This is a genomic window from Ruegeria sp. C5, from assembly GCF_056537605.1.
In genome coordinates this window covers 1,525,137-1,545,151 of sequence record NZ_JBQFRX010000001.1, presented here as the reverse complement: position 1 = coordinate 1,545,151, position 20,015 = coordinate 1,525,137, and the positions used below count along the sequence as shown (strand labels likewise).

13 protein-coding genes are annotated in these 20,015 nt (G+C 57.0%); 8 read left to right on the top strand and 5 right to left on the bottom strand.

The features are described 5' to 3' along the window. Nucleotides 1-3 precede the first annotated feature (3 nt). Nucleotides 4-1,917 (bottom strand): ABC transporter substrate-binding protein, encoded by a 1,914-nt coding sequence (locus ACR0AW_RS07805; RefSeq protein WP_170733312.1) that lies wholly within the window; start codon nt 1,915-1,917, stop codon nt 4-6. After that, nucleotides 1,910-3,682 (bottom strand): ABC transporter ATP-binding protein, encoded by a 1,773-nt coding sequence (locus ACR0AW_RS07800; RefSeq protein ID WP_170404616.1) that lies wholly within the window; start codon nt 3,680-3,682, stop codon nt 1,910-1,912. The genes ACR0AW_RS07805 and ACR0AW_RS07800 overlap by 8 nt, the downstream gene beginning before the upstream one ends. 228 nt (nt 3,683-3,910) lie before the next feature. Between ACR0AW_RS07800 and ACR0AW_RS07795 the strand changes: the two genes are divergently transcribed. The 6 genes from ACR0AW_RS07795 to ACR0AW_RS07770 all read left to right on the top strand — a co-directional run bounded on the left by ACR0AW_RS07795 (nt 3,911) and on the right by ACR0AW_RS07770 (nt 11,154). Beyond that, nucleotides 3,911-4,408 carry a class I SAM-dependent methyltransferase gene (locus tag ACR0AW_RS07795; RefSeq protein ID WP_170397645.1) on the top strand — a complete coding sequence of 166 codons (498 nt, stop codon included), beginning with the start codon at nt 3,911-3,913 and terminating at the stop codon, nt 4,406-4,408. A 93-nt stretch (nt 4,409-4,501) separates the two neighbouring features. Next, the gene (locus tag ACR0AW_RS07790) at nt 4,502-5,131 is read left to right on the top strand and encodes a glutathione S-transferase (protein ID WP_170733311.1); all 630 of its coding nucleotides are present in this window, start codon (nt 4,502-4,504) and stop codon (nt 5,129-5,131) included. Between the two features lie 98 nt (nt 5,132-5,229). Further along, nucleotides 5,230-7,632, top strand: a complete 2,403-nt coding sequence (locus ACR0AW_RS07785; RefSeq protein ID WP_170733310.1) for a GcvT family protein — start codon at nt 5,230-5,232, stop codon at nt 7,630-7,632. Between the two features lie 2 nt (nt 7,633-7,634). Beyond that, complete coding sequence (locus tag ACR0AW_RS07780) at nt 7,635-9,179, top strand: trimethylamine methyltransferase family protein (RefSeq protein WP_170424438.1); 1,545 nt, start codon at nt 7,635-7,637, stop codon at nt 9,177-9,179. Next, complete coding sequence (locus ACR0AW_RS07775) at nt 9,180-9,863, top strand: TetR/AcrR family transcriptional regulator (RefSeq protein WP_170397633.1); 684 nt, start codon at nt 9,180-9,182, stop codon at nt 9,861-9,863. Continuing rightward, nucleotides 9,850-11,154: an FAD-dependent oxidoreductase gene (locus tag ACR0AW_RS07770; RefSeq protein WP_170733309.1), complete on the top strand. Its 1,305-nt coding sequence runs from the start codon at nt 9,850-9,852 to the stop codon at nt 11,152-11,154. Before ACR0AW_RS07775 ends, ACR0AW_RS07770 begins: the two co-directional genes overlap by 14 nt. Here the strand turns inward: ACR0AW_RS07770 and ACR0AW_RS07765 are convergent. Then, a complete protein-coding gene (locus ACR0AW_RS07765) occupies nt 11,151-14,546 on the bottom strand; it encodes an indolepyruvate ferredoxin oxidoreductase family protein (protein ID WP_480438836.1) in 3,396 nt (1,131 codons plus the stop codon). The genes ACR0AW_RS07770 and ACR0AW_RS07765 overlap by 4 nt on opposite strands. Before the next feature lie 146 nt (nt 14,547-14,692). Between ACR0AW_RS07765 and ACR0AW_RS07760 the strand changes: the two genes are divergently transcribed. Continuing rightward, entirely contained in the window at nt 14,693-15,154 is a 462-nt protein-coding gene (locus ACR0AW_RS07760) for an Lrp/AsnC family transcriptional regulator (RefSeq protein ID WP_170733307.1), read from the top strand. Nucleotides 15,155-15,157: 3 nt separating this feature from the next. On the opposite strand, the gene ACR0AW_RS07755 is transcribed toward ACR0AW_RS07760, so the two are convergent. Beyond that, complete coding sequence (locus ACR0AW_RS07755; RefSeq protein ID WP_170397621.1) at nt 15,158-15,547, bottom strand: DUF3307 domain-containing protein; 390 nt, start codon at nt 15,545-15,547, stop codon at nt 15,158-15,160. A 169-nt stretch (nt 15,548-15,716) separates the two neighbouring features. On the opposite strand from ACR0AW_RS07755, the gene ACR0AW_RS07750 reads away from it, so the two are divergent. Next, entirely contained in the window at nt 15,717-18,758 is a 3,042-nt protein-coding gene (locus ACR0AW_RS07750) for an ABC transporter transmembrane domain-containing protein (RefSeq protein ID WP_170511501.1), read from the top strand. A 23-nt stretch (nt 18,759-18,781) separates the two neighbouring features. On the opposite strand, the gene ACR0AW_RS07745 is transcribed toward ACR0AW_RS07750, so the two are convergent. Further along, a complete protein-coding gene (locus tag ACR0AW_RS07745; RefSeq protein WP_170733306.1) occupies nt 18,782-20,014 on the bottom strand; it encodes a mandelate racemase/muconate lactonizing enzyme family protein in 1,233 nt (410 codons plus the stop codon). Nucleotide 20,015: the final 1 nt, after the last annotated feature.

Below are 20,015 nucleotides of genomic sequence, written 5' to 3'. Positions count from 1 at the left end.
GAATTAGTCGGCGAAGAAGAACTCGTCGGGACGGTGAATGCCGAAGTGTGCGCCGGGTTCCCATGCCCACATGGCCTGCTCAGGCACATTGTGCAGCCGGTTCGACACGACAATAGGCTGCGGTGCGCCGTTCAGGATGCCGATCGCATAAAGCTGGTCGGCGTGAATTTTCAGCATCTCAGACCAGACTGCGCCGCGTTCTTCATCCGTGGAGGCGATTTCCCAATCGTGGGCAAGCTTCATGAGAAGTTCGGCCTCGGGCATGTCTGGTGGTTCGCCCGACCCTCCATTTGTCTGATAGTATTGGCCCCATTTAGGCCACGCCAGAAAGACCTGATCGGTCGGGGCGAGATAGGCCGGCGATGTGTGGCTTTGCGGAATGCCGTCATCCCAGCCGAACCAGACCGACGCCATTGTATTGCCCGAGAAGACCCGGTTGCGCAGAATGTCTCGATCCAATGGTCGCATGACCAGTTCGACTCCGATCTCACGCCAGGTATCCGTGACGATCTGCAGGGCATTTTCAACCTCTTGCCGCTCACCTGCGGTTTCGATGATAAGCTCCATCGGACGCCCGTCGGGCAACAATCGGATACCATCTTTGTCACGCTCGGTCAGCCCAGCCTCATCAAGCAGAGCATTCGCCTTGTCGATGTCATACTGTGCCCAAGCCTGCGCATTCGCTTCGTCGTAGAAGGGCGATGCGGGCAGAACCGACATCGCGCCGGGTTGGGCCAGCTTGAAATAGAGCGCCTGATTGATCGTCTTGCGATCAATGGCGAGCGACAGTGCCCTGCGTACACGTACATCGCGCAGAACCTCGCGCCATGCATCGTCAGTGTAATTCAAATTGGGATAAATCGCGATCTGCGACGCGACGCCTGTTTTCCACAGAAGCGTCTTGTATCCACCTTCAGCCTCGCCCTTTTTCAAGATCGAGGCATCGCGGAATGCCAATCCTCGACCTTGCAAGTCGGTTTCACCCGCATTTGCTTTGGCCGCGACCAAACCCGGTGCGACGATTTCCATTTCGACTACGTCGATATAGGGCAGCTGAACCCCATTTGAATCCACCCGATGGTAATAAGGGTTACGGACAAAGTTGTGCCGGATTTTCTTGCCCGAACTTGCGTTGAGCCATGGCTGCAACGTCGGCAGTTCATGATTGTCGTACTTATATAGATTGTCCAACTTGTTATGCAGCGCCGCCCAGCTTTTTACCCGCGCATCTTCGACCTTGAATGCCAGTTCTTCGGGGTCTGCAAACTTCTCGTGATATTGCTTAAGGAACTCAGACGGTCGATAGATAAAGGGCGGCCGCGCCTGAGCAAGTGATTGCAGGAAATTCGGGTTGGGGTCATCCCATTCGAATACAACTGTTGTTTCGTCGGGGAAGGTGACGGTGGGTGTTTTGCCTTCAACCAGCAGGAAATCTGGTGGGCCTGAAGGGCTGAGCAATTCGTTGTTGGCCACATCCTCCCACCAATACCGGAAGTCTTCGGATGTGAACGCGGATCCGTTTGACCATTTGTGGCCGGGTCGCAGGTTCAAAGTAAATTTGCGATTGTCTTCGTTTTCGAAAGAAGCCAGCAAATCCGGGACGATGTTGTAATCCTGATCGAAGCCCACAAGCCTTGCGTAGCCATAGACCACCATTTGCCGAATATCTTTGGACCGGGTGACCATCGTGCGCAGTGTACCGCCGGGTACGCCGAATTCGCGACCTTTGGCGGCTAAGTCCACGATCAGCGGATCTTGCGGAATACGTTCAGCAACCGGTGGCAGGTCGCCGCTTTCAACCTCGGTTTGCCAGAACGCGTTTTCCTGAAGATTAGACGGAATTTCTGCCACAGCGGGCAGCATTCCTGCGATGGCCAGCGACGCGGCCAGAATCAATCGGTGAGTGGTCTTAAACATGGCAACGTACCTTATGGCCGGGCTCCAACTCTATCAAAGAAGGTATCACGGAGTCGGAAAATCGAAAGGCGTCATCCCAACTGTCGGGAGAACCGGCACCTAACGCAACCAGTTTCAGATCAATCGGGCGATTGATATCTGGTTCCGGCTGGGCGGCAATCAGTGCCTTGGTATAGGGATGACGTGGATTGTAGAACAGAGTTTCGGGTGGGGCTTGTTCCACCACAAGACCCCGGCGCATGACGGCGACCTCGTCGGCAATGCGCGCGACGACGGCCAGATCATGTGAGATGAACAGGTAAGACAGGTTCAGACTGTCCTGCAGTTCTTCGAGCAGGGTCAAAATTTGCTCTTGAACGGATACATCCAGCGCCGAGGTTGGCTCGTCACAAACAATCAGCGCCGGGTCCAGCATCATCGCGCGGGCGATAGATAGGCGCTGTCGTTGTCCACCAGAAAACGCATGCGGATAGCGTTTGAGCATATCGGCATTCAGCCCGACCCGCTGCAACATCGCGGCCGCTTTGTCGCGCTGCTCTGCCACGGTGCCGAGGCGGTGTATCTCCAACGGCTCGGTCATGGCATCCTGAATGCGCATACGGGGGCTAAGAGAGCTATAGGGATCCTGAAACACCATTTGCGCCTTGCGCTGAAACGCGGTGCGTTCGGTCCGTGTCATACTGTGAACCGTTATCGGTTCGGAATCCCTTGTTGTTCTGAACAGAACTTCGCCGCCCGGGTCGGGCAGTTCAGCGCCCAGAGCGATTCTGGCGGCGGTTGTTTTGCCAGACCCGCTTTCGCCAACGATTGCAAGCGTCTTGCCGCGCGCCAGCTTCATATCTACGCCCCGGCAGGCATGGATCAGTTTGTCGGCTTTCCAACCTTTGCTCGATCGCATCGTGTAGGTCTTTGAGACCCCGGTCATCTGCAGAATTAGGTCCTCGTCGGGCATCGGTATGCCGACGGCATCCTGATCGGGTATCTCAGGTGCAGCGTCGAACAGCTGCTGCGTATAGGGGTGCGCCGGATCGTTCAGAATTGGTGCTGCCGGGCCAGCTTCCATCACGCGGCCTTTGTGCATGACGACCACCCGCTCGGCCATGTTAGCAACTACACCCAGGTCATGGGTGACAAGGATCAGCGCCATACCGGTCTCGCGCTGCAGCTCTTTGATCAGCCCAAGAACCTGCGCTTGGGTGGTAACATCCAGCGCTGTTGTCGGCTCGTCCGCGATGAGCAATTCAGGCTTGGACACCATGGCCATGGCAATCATGGCACGCTGGCGCATGCCGCCGGACAGCTCGAACGGATAGCTGTCGTAGGCGCGGGCAGGGTCGGGGAAACCAACCCTCTCAAACTGGGTCAGAACTTCTTTGCGGGCCTGTGCATCGGATGCGCCGCGATGCAACCAAAGAACTTCGCTGACCTGATTTCCGATTTTGTGAAGCGGTGACAGAGATCGCATCGGTTCCTGAAAAATCATAGAAACCCGATTGCCGCGAATACCACGCATCTGTCTTTCACTCAGTTCGATCAGATTAGCGGTGCCTTTGGAATCGTTCAGCGTGATCGTTCCGCTACGGATCTGGGCGGTACGCGGCAGAATACGCAGTGCAGCGCGACAGGAAATCGTTTTGCCCGAACCGGATTCTCCAACCAATGCAAGTGTCTGCCCGGGTTCGACCTCGAAGCTGACATCTTGGACAACGGATGGACCCGTGCCAAAGCCGATGCTGAGATCCCGAACGGACAACAACGCACTCATGCGGGTTTTCCACCCGTCTGGCCGCTAAAAAACATCGGCTTTGTGAACTCCCTGTCTTTTTTGAGCAGTTTCGCGCGGTTGGGGCGGCGTAGTCAAACACCTTCTTCACCCGAATTGTCGCGGAATCGTGAAACTCGGGCCGTATGGCTACACAAAGTCTTGAGTTTTTGCCATCAAAGGCGCAATCGCCCCCCGACTGGTGTCGAATGATTTTGAAAGAGGTGCCCCGTGTCCGAGCAACAAAGCCGATTGGATCTGTTCATTGACCGAATGGTCTCGCAACGTGCTTGTCTGGACTTTGCCATCGCGCAGACCACGGGGCAGCCCGGTCCGGTTTTTGAGCTGGGATTGGGAAATGGGCGCACATATCACCACATGGTTAAGCACATTCAGGACCGTCCTGTTTATGTTTTTGAACGGGCCGTTGCGTCTCATCCCGATTCGACACCGCCCGATGATCTGGTGATTCTCGGTGATGTGCGCGAAACATTGCCTGCTTCGGTTACGCGATTTGGCGCGTCAGCCAGTCTGATCCATGCCGATCTTGGGGGACACAACCGGCAAAAGAATGATGCTTTTGCCCGCCTCGTCTCACCTTTGATCGAACCGCTTCTGGCGCGGGATGGACTGATGGTTTCCAGCGATCGTATGTATTTCGAAACACTGACCGAAGTGCCGCTGCCTGCAGGCGCGGTGGAGGGACGTTGTTTCATCTACCGGCGTTGATCTGCCGTAGGGTCACTGTGTGATCCGACTCGCGCTGTAGTACCGGGCCGGTCTAACGTCTGAGGCGTGAAGCTTTGGAGGGGACCGTCAAAAATGCTGTTCTACGATTGTTCAACCGCGCCAAGCCCGCGCCGTGCCCGGATGTTTATTGCGGAAAAGGGGCTGGAGATTGAAACCCGCCATATCTCAATCGCCAAGGGTGAACAGTTTAGTGATGCCTTCCGGATCGTGAACCCCGGTGCAACGATTCCTGTGCTTGTTACGGATGAAGGTACCACGCTCACAGAAAATCTTGGCATCGCCGCCTATCTCGAGGCGCGCTTTCCGGAACCTGCCTTGATGGGGCAAACGCCGGATGAAAAAGGCGAAATTCTGATGTGGAATGCCATCGCCGAACAACAATGTGGCGCACCAATCGCGGAAACATTGCGCAACACCCATCCTTCGTTCAAAGATCGCGCGATTACCGGGCCTGCAAACCACGCGCAAATCCCTGAACTAGCGCAGCGGGGGGCTGAGCGGGTGCGTGCCTTCTTCGATTTGCTTGAGGCCCGTCTGCAAGTGAGCGGTTTCGTTGCGGGTGACATGTTTTCACTGGCCGATATCACCACATTTGTGTTTGTCGATTTCGCACGTGTCATCAAGATGCGTATCCCAGAAGAGAACACGGCCACACGCGCCTGGTTTGATGCCGTTCAGACACGCCCGAGCGCCCGGCTTTAAGCTGATCCGGGTGCTGTCCCTCGAACTGTACAGAAATGTCTAGACAGAAGTGAACAGTGCCTCTAGCGTCCTCTGCGAGTCATGCAGGGGAGCGCAGGATGAAATCTCAGTATCGTGTCGTAGTCATCGGTGGCGGCGTTGTCGGCGCCTCGGTTCTGTACCATCTCGCCAAGTTTGGCTGGTCAGATGTGGTCATGCTGGAAAGGCGGCGTTTGGCCTCGGGGTCTTCGTGGCACGCGGCGGGAGGCATCCATGCGCTGAACGCAGATCCGAACATGGCGTCGCTGCAGGCCTATACGATTGATCTGCTCAGCGAGATCGAAAAAGAGTCGGGTCAGAATATCGGCCTGCACATGACCGGCGGCCTGACGCTGGCGGGCACGCCCGAACGGTGGGAGTGGCTGCAGGCCAACTACCGCATTTTTCAGTCCATCGGCATTGACGACTGTGAGTTGTTGTCGCCAGAGGAGGCGCAGAAACGCTGCCCGATCATGTCCACCGACGGCGTGCTGGGCGCAATGTGGGCGGATCGCGAAGGTTACATCGATACAACCGGTACGGTTCAGGCTTATGCAACTGCGGCCAAGAAACGTGGCGCGGAATACTACGAAGAAACCAAGGTCGAAAGCCTGACACAGACTGCGGATGGTTGGGAAGTTGTGACCGACAAAGGCACTATCACTTGTGAACATGTGGTCAACGCTGCTGGCCTCTGGGCCAAACAGGTGGGGCGCATGGCCGGAGTGGAGCTGCCGGTTTCGCCGCTGAAACACCACTATCTGATCACCGATACGGTGCCTGAGGTGGCCGAGGCGGATTTCGAGATGCCGATGACGGTTGATCTTGAAGGCTTCACCTATATGCGACAGGACCAGAAGGGCGTTCTGGTGGGCATCTACGAGGTCGATCACGAGCACTGGGCTATGGACGGTGCGCCGTGGAATTACGGTGAAGAATTGTTCCAGGAACAGCTCGACCGGATCGAGAACGAGCTGACGCTGGGCTTTGAACGGTACCCGTCGATCCAGAATGTTGGCATCAAAACATGGGTGAACGGCGCGTTCACCTTCTCACCCGATGGCAACCCGCTGGTCGGTCCGGTCCCAGGCAAGCGCGGTTATTGGTCAGCTTGTGCGGTGATGGCCGGATTCCTGCAGGGTGGCGGCGTTGGTAAGACGCTGGCCGAATGGATGATCCATGGCGAGCCTGAGGCCGACGCATGGCCTATGGACGTGGCGCGCTATGGCGATTTCGCTCAGAACAAACGCTACATCCGCGAAACAACCGGTCAGTTCTATTCCCGTCGTTTCGTGATGACTTACCCGAACGAGCAACTGCCCGCAGGTCGCCCGCTGAAGATGGCCCCAGCCCATGATGCAATGACCGAGGCGGGGTGCAAATGGGGCGTCAGTTGGGATCTGGAAGTGCCGCTTTACTTTGCGCCCGAAGGCTTTGAAGAGACGCCGACGCTGAAACGCTCGAATGCGCACGACATCGTGGCTGAGGAGTGCAAAACCATCCGCGAAGGCGTGGGACTACTGGATATCTCGGGCTTTTCGCGCTTTGAGGTCACTGGGCCAAATGCCGAGGCTTGGCTGGACAGGATCATGGCGTCGAAACTGCCTGCACCGGGGCGTGCCAAACTGGCTCCAATGCTGGGTGAAAACGGTCGCCTCAAGGGTGATCTGACCGTGCTGAACTGGGGCGACGGGACCTGGTGGATCATGGGTAGCTATTATCTGCGCGCATGGCATATGCGCTGGTTCAATGATCACATGATGGACGCCGTGAATATCCGCGATCTGGGCGAGGAATATTGCGGTTTTGCCGTGGTTGGGCCGAAATCGCAGGCTGTGGTCGAGAAACTGGCCGAACAGGATATCTCGGGCCTGAAATTCATGGGCTGTGGCGACTTTGATATCGGTCTGGTGCGTGCCCGTGTGGCGCGTATGTCTGTGACGGGCGAAAAAGGGTATGAGATAAACTGCCGCTATGGCGACCACATCAAACTGCGCCGGATGCTGCTAGAGGCCGGGGCCGGGGACGGTATCCGCGAATGCGGATTCAACGCGATGCTGTCGACGCGGCTTGAGAAGAGCTTTGGTATCTGGTCTGCAGAATTCACTCAGCTTTACACGCCAGGCATGACCGGAATGGATCGCTGGATCGACTGGAACAAGGATTTCGTTGGCAAAGAGGCTGCGCTGGCTGAACGCGATGGCAACGGTCCGGCGCAAGTTCAAGTGACGCTTGAGGTTGACGCGCTGGATGCCGATGCCAGCGGGTATGAACCGATTTGGGCCGGGGAAGAGCGCGTTGGATTTGTGACTTCGGGTGGCTATGGCCACTACACGGGCAAGTCGCTGGCCATGGCTTTGGTCGACCGCGACAAGGCTGAACCAGGCACCGAGTTGTCGGTGCATGTGGTCGGTGTCGAACGCCCGGCCCGCGTGATTGCGCCGTCGCCCTATGACCCGCTTGGCAAAGCGATGCGAGGTTGACCATGTCGGACTTGGGCCAAAGACGCCGACGGCGCGGGCGCGGGACCGATGCCGCCCCGCAATCTAGTCGCGAGGTGAATTATCGCCAGTTGCGCAATCCGTTTCCACAGATGGAAGTGTTCCCGACGGATCAGATTGCAGATATGCACGACACCGCATTGCGCACACTGGAAGAGTTGGGCGTGAAAGTTCTATTGCCCGAAGCGCGGCGAATCTACGCGCAGGGTGGCGCCCGCGTGGATGAAGACAGCGAAATGGTCTTCATCGGGCGGGATATGGTTGAGGCTGCGGTGGCCTCAGCTCCGAAATCCATCGGCTGCCGGGCGGGCGCGCGGCACCGGGATTTCACTTTGGAGCTGGGCTCTTTGGTGTTCCAACCCGGGGCTGGCGCTCCAAACGCGACCGATCTGGAACGCGGTCGGCGGCCAGCGAGTGGGCAGGATTATCTGGAGTTCCTAAAGCTCACTCATCACTTTGATGTCTTCCAGATGATCTCACCGCAGGTCGAACCGCAGGACGTGCCAACCAATGTGCGGCACTATTTCACCACACAAGCGCAGATGGAGCTGACGGATAAGTTCCCGTTCTTCTTCTCGCGAGGCACGCCGCAAGTGATGGACTGCTTCGAGATGCTCTCGACGGCGCGAGGTCTGTCTGACAAGGAGTTCCGCGCTAACGCCCATTGTTACACGATTATCAACACCAACAGCCCGCGGACGCTGGATATTCCAATGGCTCAGGGGCTGATCGACTTTGCGCGCCATGGTCAGATGTCGATCATCACACCCTTTACCCTGATGGGCGCAATGGCTCCGATCACGGTGGCCGGGGCCATCACGCTGTCCCATGCCGAGGCGCTTGCGGCCTTGACGCTGACCCAGCTTACCAACCCCGGTGCGCCGGTGTGCTATGGGACCTTTACCAGCAATGTCGACATGAAATCAGGGGCGCCTGCATTCGGGACACCCTCGCATTTTCAGGCGTCTTTGGCGGCGGGCCAGTTGGCCCGGTATCTGGGCCTGCCCTGGCGGTCTGCGGCGGGGTCTGCGGCAAATATCAACGACGTTCAGGCCGCCAATGAAAACCAGTTCGGCCTGTGGGGCTGCCTGATGGCCGGGGCGACGGTCATCATTCATTCGGCCGGATGGCTCGAAGGTGGCCTGACCGTATCTTTCGAGAAGATGATCTGTGATGCCGAGGTGTTGAACATGGTGGCCGAGCTTTGTGCTGGGGCGCAGGCCCGTGGGGCTGAGATCGGCTTTGACTCAGCGCTGAGCGAGGTTGAACCCAGCGGACATTTCTTCGCCACGAGCCAAACAATGGAGCGCTATAATACCGCGTTTTATGAACCGCACCTGCATGACTACGCCAACTTCGGCACCTGGACCGAGCGTGGCGCGATCGACGCCAACCACCGCGCGACCGGTGTTTGGAAGGAAATCCTGGCAAATTTCAAAGCACCGGCATCAGATACGGATCGCCTTGGTGCGTTGAAGGATTTCATAGCGCGCCGTACAGAAGAGGGCGGCGCACCGCCGGAGAGTTGAATGAACACCAAACCCATCCTGCACCGGGACGATCCTGAAGCTGAACCACTGATTGGTAACGTCAAGGTCACGCGCGATGATTGGCTGAACGTGGCCATGGACGTCCTGATTTCGGACGGGGTCGAGCAGGTGAAAGTCATGAACCTTGCCGAGCGGATGGCGGTCTCGCGCTCATCATTCTACTGGTACTTCAAGTCGCGGCAGGAATTGCTGGATGCGCTGCTGGCGCGATGGCAGGCGACAAATACGGCGGCCTTGATCGCGCAATCCGAATTGCCTGCTGAAACGATCACGGCTGCGGTGTGCAATGTGCAGCGCTGCGTTGTGAATACCGAACTATTTGATACGGCGCTTGATTTTGCTGTGCGGGATTGGGCACGAAGATCGGGAAAGGTGCGGCGTATGCTGGACCAGTCCGATGCCCGTCGCCTGGCCGCGCTGCGCGCGATGTTCATCCGGTTCAACTATGATGAGACCGAGGCAGAGACGCGGGCGCGGGTGCTATATTATATGCAAATCGGATATGATCTGGCGCAGTTAAACGAACCACTGGCGATCAGGCTGTCGATGGTTCCACACTACCTTTATGTTTTTACAGGGGTCGAACCGCGACCCGAGGAAATCACCGAGTTCAGCGCGTATGCGAAACGTTTCTGGGAAGGGGCAGGACATGAACCAACCTGACGCAATCATCATTGGCACCGGTGTGATCGGAGCCGCCATCGCGTTCGAGATGTCCAAGGCCGGTTGGAAAACTCTGTCGTTGGATCGCAATGCGCAGGTTGGGCATGGCTCGACCGCAGGCTCTTGCGCGATAATTCGGATGCATTATTCGACCCTCGATGGAACCGCGTTCGCTTGGGAAGGCTATCACTATTGGCGTGATTGGGCGAACTATCTGGGCTTGCCCGACACAGCCGATTTGGCGCAGTTTCGTGAGACCGGTTGTTTGGTCGTCAAGACCGAGTCCAATGGGTTTCTTGAGAAACATAAGAAGTACAGCGCCGAACTGGATTGTCCGTTTGAAGAATGGACACCTGAGCGGATTACCGAACGTCTGCCGATCTATTCTCTGGACAGCTTTGCCCCGGCGCGGCGCATGGATGATCCGGAGTTCGGCCAACCGAACGGAGATCGGATTCAGGGCGCAGTATTCTGGCCGAAAGCAGGTTATGTGACCGATCCGGCGTTGTCGGCGCAAAACCTGATGGATGCCGCCAAGCTGCATGGTGCCGAAGTGCGAACGGGCGCAGACGTACGCGAAATCCTGTCGCAGCAGGGGCGCGTCGCAGGTGTCAGACTTGCCTCTGGTGAAGAAATCCACGCCAAAGTGGTGGTGAATGTTGCCGGTCCCGGGTCAGCGCTTGTCAACGAAATGGCCGGGGTTCTGGGTGACATGACCATTCAAACCCGCCCGCTGCGGCAGGAGGTGGTGCATGTACCCGCGCCCGAAGGATTTGATTTCGAAACGCAAGGAACAATTGTCTCGGATAGTGATATCGCGCTGTATTGCCGTCCAGAACATGGCAATCATATTCTGATCGGTTCCGAGGATCCGGCTTGTGATCCGCATCAATGGTGCGAAGATGATGTAAGCTATAACCACGATTTTACGGATCAATGGACCACGCAGGCCATGCGTTATGCCCAACGGGTCCCTAGCCTGGGGATACCCTCCAGAACCCGTGGGGTGGTGGATTTGTATGATGCCTCGACTGACTGGATTCCGATCTATGACAAGTCCAGCCTGCCGGGGTTTTACATGGCCTGCGGCACCAGCGGTAACCAATACAAGAACGCGCCGATTGCAGGCAAAATGATGGCTGAACTGATCGACTACGTCGAAGGCGGTGCGGATCATGACGACAAGCCGATGCAGTTTGAACTGCCTTACATTGGACGCACAATCGACACCGGTTTTTATTCCCGCAAGCGACCGGTCAATACCGATAGCAGTTTCTCGGTGCTTGGTTAACGCGCCATCGCGCGCGCGTTCTCATAGCTTTCTTCCCGTACTGGACCGAAACCGCGTATCTGGTCCGCAGCTGACAGCGCGTCCAGCCACTCGGCCTCGGAATGGGCGGAGGGGTTTGTCAGATACATGTCCAACAGCGATTGGTACCAGTTTAGGATATCTCGATGCAGTCGCGCTTCGGAGTGATAGCCGAAGGGGTTCAGGACCGAGCCGCGCAAACCACGTAGACGGGACAGTCCCCGCAGAACCGGGCGCATCCATGGGCCCAGTGCAAACTTGAGGGGGCGGCCCCGTTCGTCCTTGCGCCAGCTGAGCATTGGCGGGGCGAAGTGGTAACTGGTTTTGAAATCTCCCTCGAACTGTTGCTTCAGTTCGTTGTCGAAGTTTTGGGACGTTTGCAGCCGGGCCACTTCGAACTCGTCCTTATAGGCCATGAAGCGGAACAGGTTACGGGCTACGGATTCTAGAAGATCGTCGGATATTTTCGGGTTCGACGCGCGGATTGCTTCAACCTGTTGCGCATAGCGATCCGCATATGCGGCATCCTGATAATCTGTCAAAAACGCCACCCGACGCGCAATCACCTGATCCAAGGTGCCGTTTGCCTCTTCGGGTAGTGCCAGCCCGTGAATGCGGTCGGGGTCAGCCGCCAGACAACGCCCAAGAGCAAAGGCCAGCCGGTTTTTTTCGACGGCAACACCGTTCAGCAAGATGGCCTGAGCCAATGCAAGGTGCGATACCGGAACCAGCTCGTTTTGCCATGCATAACCCAGCAAAATGACGTTGGCGAAGACGGAATCCCCCAGTAGCGCCTCAGCTATTGCATTTGCGTCAAGGCTGGCGAGATTGTCCACCCCAACCACATCTGCGATCGCCTGTTCCCGCTTATCGACCCGCAATTGGGCATCGCGACGCAGGACAAGATCGCCGGTGGGCATCTCAGCCCTGTTCAGCACAACGCGTGTCCCGCGGGCATAATGAGTTGAGGCTTTGGGGGCCGAACTCACCACCACATCACAGCCAATCACCGAATCCGCAGCGCCTTGATCTATGCGTACTTGGTTAAGCGCATCCGGAGCTGCGCCAAGGCGGATGTAACTGAGTACCGTGCCGAATTTCTGCGCAAATCCGGTGAAATCCAGGACCGAGGCACCTTTGCCTTCCAGATGCGCGGCCATAGTGATCAGGGCCCCAACCGTGACAACCCCAGTGCCACCCACGCCTGTCACAAGCAGATCAAACGGTGTGTCCAAAGATGGAAGCTTTGGGTCCGGCAGGCCTGTTTCAAGCGCATTGAAGTCCATTTCGATGGCGCGCTTTCGTCGGGTTGCGCCCTCAACGGTCACAAAACTCGGACAGAACCCGTTCAAGCACGAAAAATCCTTGTTGCACGAACTTAGATTGATCTTGCGCTTTCGCCCCAGCGGGGTTTCTCGCGGCTCAACGCTCAGGCAATTCGATGCCACCGAACAATCGCCGCAACCTTCGCAGACAAGATCATTGATCCAGACGATCGTCGAGGGGTCCTCCATTGTCCCACGCTTGCGGCGGCGGCGTTTCTCGGTGGCGCAGGTCTGTTCATAGATCAGGACCGTGACTCCGGGTATGTCGCGCAGTTCGCGTTGCAGGCTGTTCATCTTTGCCCGGTCGTGGAATGTGGTGCCAGCCGGGAAATCGGATCGGTGAAACTTGGCAATGTTGTCCGAGACCAGCGCGATCCGCGCAACGCCTTCAGCCCGGCAGGTTTGGGCAATGCCTGCAACGCTGACAGGTCCATCCACTGGTTGCCCTCCGGTCATTGCGACCGCATCATTGTAGAGGATTTTATAGGTGATATTTGTCCCTGCCGCGACCGCCTGACGGATCGCGAGTGATCCAGAATGGTACCACGTCCCTTCGCCAAGGTTCTGGAAGATATGCTTTCCGCGATTGAATTGTGAGGCCACCACATGGGGTACGCCTTCGCCTCCCATCTGTGCATACCCGACCGTCTCGCGATCCATCCAAGATGCCATTACGTGGCAACCAATGCCGCTGGCAGCGGTAGAGCCTTCTGGAACTTTGGTTGATGTATTGTGCGGGCAGCCCGAGCAGAAATAGGGTGTCCGTGTTGCGCCCGGGACGTTGATCACGGAAGGTTCTGTCTCAGTCAGTGCACGCGCTTTGGCAGGCAGGTTTTCTTCAGGGAAGAACGTGTTAAGTCGGGCGGCAACAATAGGGGCCAGCATCAAAGGGCTGAGTTCCCCGGTCCATGGGATCAGCGGTTCGCCATGGCTGTCATATTTACCTACCATCTTATGGGGTTTGTCGCCGGGCCAGTCATAGAAATATTCTTTGAATTGGCTTTCGATGATGCCGCGCTTTTCCTCGACGACCAGAACCTCGGCCTTGCCTTTCACAAAGCGCAACGCGTTGCGACGGGCCAGCGGCCAGACCATGCCAACCTTGTAGATGTCGATCCCCAAGCGGCGACAGGCGGCTTCATCAAGGTCCAGCAAACGCAGCGCCTCCATGAGATCGAGGTGCCCCTTGCCGGTGGTCACGAAGCCGAACTTCGCACTGTCGATGTCATAAATACGCCGGTCGATGGGGTTTGCTTCGGCAAAGGCCCGAACGGCGCGCAACTTGTGTTGGATGCGGGTCTCGATCTCGGGCGAGGGCAAATCGGCGGTGCGGACGTGCAAACCGAGTTCGGGCAAGTCGATCTGTGGCAGGGAAAAGCTGCGATCCGGGTGCAGATCGACGGACCGTGCGCTTTCGACCGTTTCCGAGACCGCCTTGAACCCGACCCACGTGCCTGAGAAACGGGACAGAGCGAACCCGTACTCGCCGAATTCCAAATATTCCTCGACCGAGGCTGGGTTCAATGTCGGCATGAACCACGACATGAAGGCCACATCCGACTGATGCGGCATCGAAGAACTGACGCAACCATGATCATCGCCTGCCACGACCAGCACGCCACCTTTTGGCGCAGACCCATATGCATTCCCGTGTTTCAATGCATCGCCTGATCGGTCGACACCGGGGCCTTTACCGTACCACATCGAAAAGATGCCCTCGACCTCGCAATGCGGGTCCAAAATGGCCTGTTGCGCACCCAGAACCGCCGTTGCGCCGAGGTCTTCGTTCACGGCGGGCATGAACGTGATGCGATCCGTCTTCAGCCGGTCCTTTGCGCGCCATAGCTCGAGATCCAGCCCGCCCAGTGGCGATCCGCGATAGCCCGAGACAAACCCCGCCGTGTTCAGCCCGGCCTGACGGTCGCGTCGGGCCTGGTCCATCATAATCCGCGCCAAGGCTTGCGTGCCTGTTAGAAAAACCCGGCCCTGCGTCAGGGTATAGCGGTCTTCAAGCCGATAGGTGCGGGGAGAGGGTTCGTGGTGGCTCATTGCTGCGCGTCCATGGGTTTTTGTCCTTGGTGTTCGGTTATTTTAACCCCCCGCAGGTGAATTTCTGTTTCAGAGTTTGTGCGAGTTCTGCAAAATATGATAGGATTCACCAGATTTAGTTAAAGTTACGGATGAATCTTTCCAAGATGGCCACTCTTGATGATCGGGACCGCCGCATTCTGACGCTGCTTCAAAATGACAGCCGGGTTTCAAATGCCGAATTGGCAGATGCAGTCGGCATGTCGGCCTCAGCCCTATGGCGCAGGGTGCGCGCGCTGGAAGAGGCTGGGGTGATCGAACGGTACGGCGCTTTGGTGAATCCTGCCGAGATGGGGTTGACGTTCGAAGCAATCGTGCATGTTCACCTGACCCGGCATGACCCGGACAAGATTGTCGACTTCATCCGGGCCGTCGAGATCAGCCCCGAAGTGCAGGAATGCTACGCCACGACAGGTCAGGCGGATTATCATCTGCGTGTATTGTGCAGGAATCTGTCGGCTTACAACACGTTTCTGGAAGATTTCTTGTTTCGATTGCCCGCCGTCGCCAGCGCGCAAACGAATGTCGTGCTGCGGACGATCAAGCGGAACCGACCGGTGGTACCCTGAAGCTTAAGCCGCGAAAGCCACCCAAGCCCAGGCCATGCCAATATAAGTAAGGTTGTGAAACAACTGATCCAGACCAGCGGCACGCCAAAAAGCGGCCTGATTGGGTTGCAACTGTTTGCGGTCAGAATAGTTGGCTTTGGCAAAGTCGATGTGAAAATGCACGATCCATTCCAACGCAGCGATGATCAGTATGAATTCAATCGGGGCGCGAAAGAGCGCGAAAATCACGACCGAACCCACAACATGCACAGCAGCATGTTGCGCGCGCCCCATGTGGAAATACGTGCCTCGCCCGGAAAGCATCTTGGGCGTCTGTAAATAATAGTCGGCGAACATGTGTTTGATCTGAAGCAGGCACAGCAACAGAAACACAGCGCCAAAGCTGGCAGGCAAATTAATCCTCCCGATATCGTCCTGAATCAGGAGATTAGGGGGTAAACGCGAAACGCGCAAATGAACTTGTTCACACAACGCAAATTAGGCGCAAATCGGAAATTCATTTGCTTCCGAGGATACGATTGCGGTAAATTCGGCCCGTTGTATTCACGCCAAAATCAGTGATTTGAGCGGCGGATCGTTAGTAGGGGCGGGTTCAATAGAACGATCGATCTTTCAGTTCATCTGGAAATACTCGAAGCGCGACCAGTTGATTTTGCTGGCCGTGACGTCGACCTTGTTTCCTTTGCTTTACCTGACGTTGGAGCTGCCCAAGCGCATCATCAATGACGCAATCGGCGCGACAAGTCAGATTGTCGATGTCTGGGGTTATAGCCTGACGCAGACCACTTTTCTGATGATCCTGTGCTTTGCCTTTCTGGCTGCGGTGCTGGCGCACGGGCTCATGAAGATGCGTATCAACACCATGAAGGGTGTACTGAGCGAGCGTATGCTGCGTCGCTTTCGCTATCAGTTGATCAACCGCGCGCTTCGCTTCCCACAACCATATTTTGAGCGGGTCAGTCAGGGCGAAATGGTCTCGATGATAACCGCTGAAAGCGAACCGATGGGTGGGCTGATGGGGGATGCGATCAGTCAGCCCGTGCTGCAGGCCGGACAAATGATCACGATCCTGTCCTTTCTGTTCCTCCAAAGCGTTTGGTTCGGACTGGCCGCGGTGGCGTTGATCCCGCTGCAGGCCTGGCTGATCCCGCGATTGCAACGCCAGATCAATCTTCTGAACAAGAAGCGCATTCAAGAGGTCCGCGTTTTGGCTGCCCAGATCGGCGAGAACGCTGCCGGAGCCTCGACCCTACGGGCCAATGGCGGTTGGCGATATCGGAGGGCGATGATCTCGGACCAACTGGGGCGGCTGTTCGCCATCCGCTTTGAGATCTATCAGAAGAAGTTCTTTATGAAGTTCATCAACAACTTCATATCGCAGCTGACGCCATTCATGTTCTACCTTGTCGGTGGCCTGCTGGTGTTGCAGGGATCTGTTTCGCTGGGTGCTCTGGTGGCTGCGCTGGCGGCTTACAAAGACTTGAGTTCGCCCTGGAAGGAACTGCTGACCTATTATAATCAAACGCAGGACATGTCGCTGCGATGGGATGTTGTGATTGATCGTTTCGCACCGGATGGAATGATTGATGAGGCCCTGTTTGACGGAGAGCCAGCGGATCGTCCGCATCTGAATGGCGATATCGTACTGAATCAGGTCTCGGTTCGTGATATCGACGGCAATCAGGTTTTGGATGATCTGGACCTGACGTTCCCAGCAGGTAAAACGGTCGGCATTTCGGCCACCAGCGAGGAAGATCGCCATGCGCTGACCGAGTTGCTGACCCGCGAGATACTGCCAACCTCTGGCCGTATTGAAATCGGCGGCATCAATATGGCTGGCCTGCATCAAAGCGTTGTTGCCCAACGAATAGGTCTAGCAACCTCGCGCCCCATAATGTTTCAGGGCACGTTGGGTGAAAATGTGATGATGCCGATGCGGTCACATCCATTGTCCAAGTCCACCGAGGATCCGGATTTCCCCGAGACGCTGAGGGCAGGCAATAGTGCTGATCCATTCAACGCCGAATGGCTTGACCCCGGAATGGCGGGTTTTGACGATACGGCGCGGCTGCGCGATTGGTGGCTGAAACTGATCGATGGCATGGGCTCGGGCGCGGCGTTGTTTCAGCGCGGTGCCGAGCAGGTGTTTGATGCGAATGAGCGCCCGGAACTGGCAGCAAAGCTGGTCGAATTGCGCCCTCGGGTTCAGAAGGCGGTGCGCGAGGCCGGGCTTGATCAGCAGGCGCTGATTTTCGATCGCTGCGCGTATAACCCTGCGCTACCCGTTGCTGAGAACCTGTTGTTTGCCACCCCCTGCGTTCCGGTGACGCGACAATTGCTGGCACAGCAGACCGTGTTTCTGGGCCAGTTGCGCGAGTTGGGGTTGGATGAAACCCTGATCAGCCTGACACGCGACGTAATTGAGATGCTGCGCCAGATATTTGGGCTTGATGGAACAGATCATCCTTTGTTTCGCAAGCTGGGGCTTGAGGCCCAAACCTACGAGGCCGCGGTTGAATTGGTCGAGCAAACCCGCAAAGAAGGCGCAAACGGGCTGGATGACGAACAATTGGCTAGCTTGCTTTCGGTGCCATTTGTGATCTCGGCCGAGCAGATTGGCCCGGCGTTTTCGGATGAGCTGAAGAACCGCATTCTTGAGCTTCGCCACAGCCACTCGGCCAAATTGCTGGAACCCTTGCACGATGTATTCGTCCCGTTGGATGAAGATGCCTTTGCACCCGGTTTGACGGTTATGGAAAACGCACTGTTTGGCAAGGTCAGCCAGATCGGCGGTGCGCGGACCGACGAGGCGCGCAAACTGATCGTCGATGTTCTGGCCGAGAACGGGGCGCGACCGATGGTGGTGGAACTGATCTATGATGTTCCGGTCTCGATTGGCGGCCAGAACTTGCCTGCCGTATTTGCCGAACCGCTGGCCTTTACGCGCGCTGCGATCAAAAAGCCAGATATTCTGATCCTGGAAACCGCGCTTGCCAGCTATGATATGGAGACACAGGTCGCAGTTTATAAAAATCTGCGTGAATTGCTGCCCGAAACTACTGTAATCTATCTAAATGATGCGTTCGAAAATCCAGATGTTTTCGACATGTATGTTGAAATCCGTCAGGGCCGGGTCGTGACGGGTGAAGGCCCAACCGACGTCGACGGCGACGGTGCGGCGTCTGCCGATCTGGTACGCAAATTGCGTGCGCTTGAGCAGACCCCGTTGTTCTCTGGGCTCGACCGTCGCCAGCTTCGACTGCTGGCCTTTGGTGCGCGCTGGTTCGAAGCGAAACCCGGCCAGGTGGTGTTTCTGAAGGATGATCAGCCAACCGATGGCGCCTATGTCATCCTTGAGGGCGAGGCAGGATTGTACCTGCCGCGTTCGGGCGAGGCCGATCAACTGATCACTACGGTTGGTGCGGGCGCGTTGGTGGGAGAGCTGGGGTTGATCCGAAAAGAGCCTCGGGCGTTGAGCATGGTGGCTGAAACGGAACTGTCCTGCCTACGGATCGGTGAAGAGGAATTTCTGGCGGTCGTCGAGAACGATGCAGCCACAGCCTTTAAACTGTTGCAGGTCATCGCGGGGTATGTCTCGAACTGATCGGCTTGCTCGCCTGTCGATTGTTACCCTTCGGTTGCGGGTGCACCGCCTTGAAACGCATTCCCATTTGCATAATCACATGGGGTTTCCTGCATCTGTAGGTGCAGCCCGTCACCTTTGTAGGGATGGGCTCGGGCAAGGCTTTCATCGACCTCGATACCAAGGCCGGGCTCGGTCGGAGGAGCGACGAACCCCTTCTCGACGCGGATGCTTCCCTTTATCAGTTGATCGTGGAATGGGGTCTCGATGCTTTCAAGCAGCAGCAGGTTCGGGATCGACGCCGCCAGATGAATATTCGCCGCCCACTCGATCGGTCCCGCATACAGATGGGGTGCCATCTGGGCGTTGAAAACCTCGGCCATTGCGGCGACTTTCTTCATCTCCCATATACCGCCAGCGCGTCCCAACGCAGGCTGAAGGATTTCGGCGGCCCCGGCGCGCAGGACCGCGCCAAATTCCGCTTTGGTTGTCATCCGTTCACCGGTTGCGACAGGGATACGGACATTGCGCGCCACACGGGCCATATCCTCGATCATGTCGGGGGGTGTGGGTTCTTCGAACCACAGCGGCGAAAAGGGTTCCAGCGCTTGGCCCAGACGTATAGCTCCGGCTGTGTTGAACTGGCCATGAGTACCGAACAGCAGATCGGCCTTGTCTCCAACTGCCTCACGGATCGCTTTGCAAAACGCTATCGACATTGAGATATCGGACATCGCGGGCATGTGTCCACCGCGGATCGTATAAGGCCCGGCGGGATCAAACTTGACGGCGGTATAGCCGCGCCGGACCATTTCAGCAGCACTTTCTCCGGCCTGCTCAGGTGAAGTCCAGAAGTCCGTCAGGTTATGCTGAGGAAGTGGGTAGAGATAGGTGTACGCCCGGATACGGTCGTTCATCCGCCCACCCAGCAGCGCATAGACCGGACGATCACGATCCTTGCCCAAAATGTCCCAGCAGGCGATTTCGAGCCCCGAGAACGCACCCATGACGGTCAGGTCTGGTCGCTGAGTGAAGCCGCTGGAATAGGCGCGGCGGAACATCAACTCGATATTCTCGGGGTTTTCGCCCTGCATGTGCCGTTCGAATACATCGCGAATGACATGGGTCATGGCTTCGGGACCAACCGAGGACGCGTAGCATTCCCCCCAACCGATCACGCCCGTATCCGTGGTGACCTTGACCAAAATCCAATAGCGCCCACCCCAACCCGGTGCCGGAGGCGCAGTGACAATGACATCGAGATCTTGCAGTTTCATC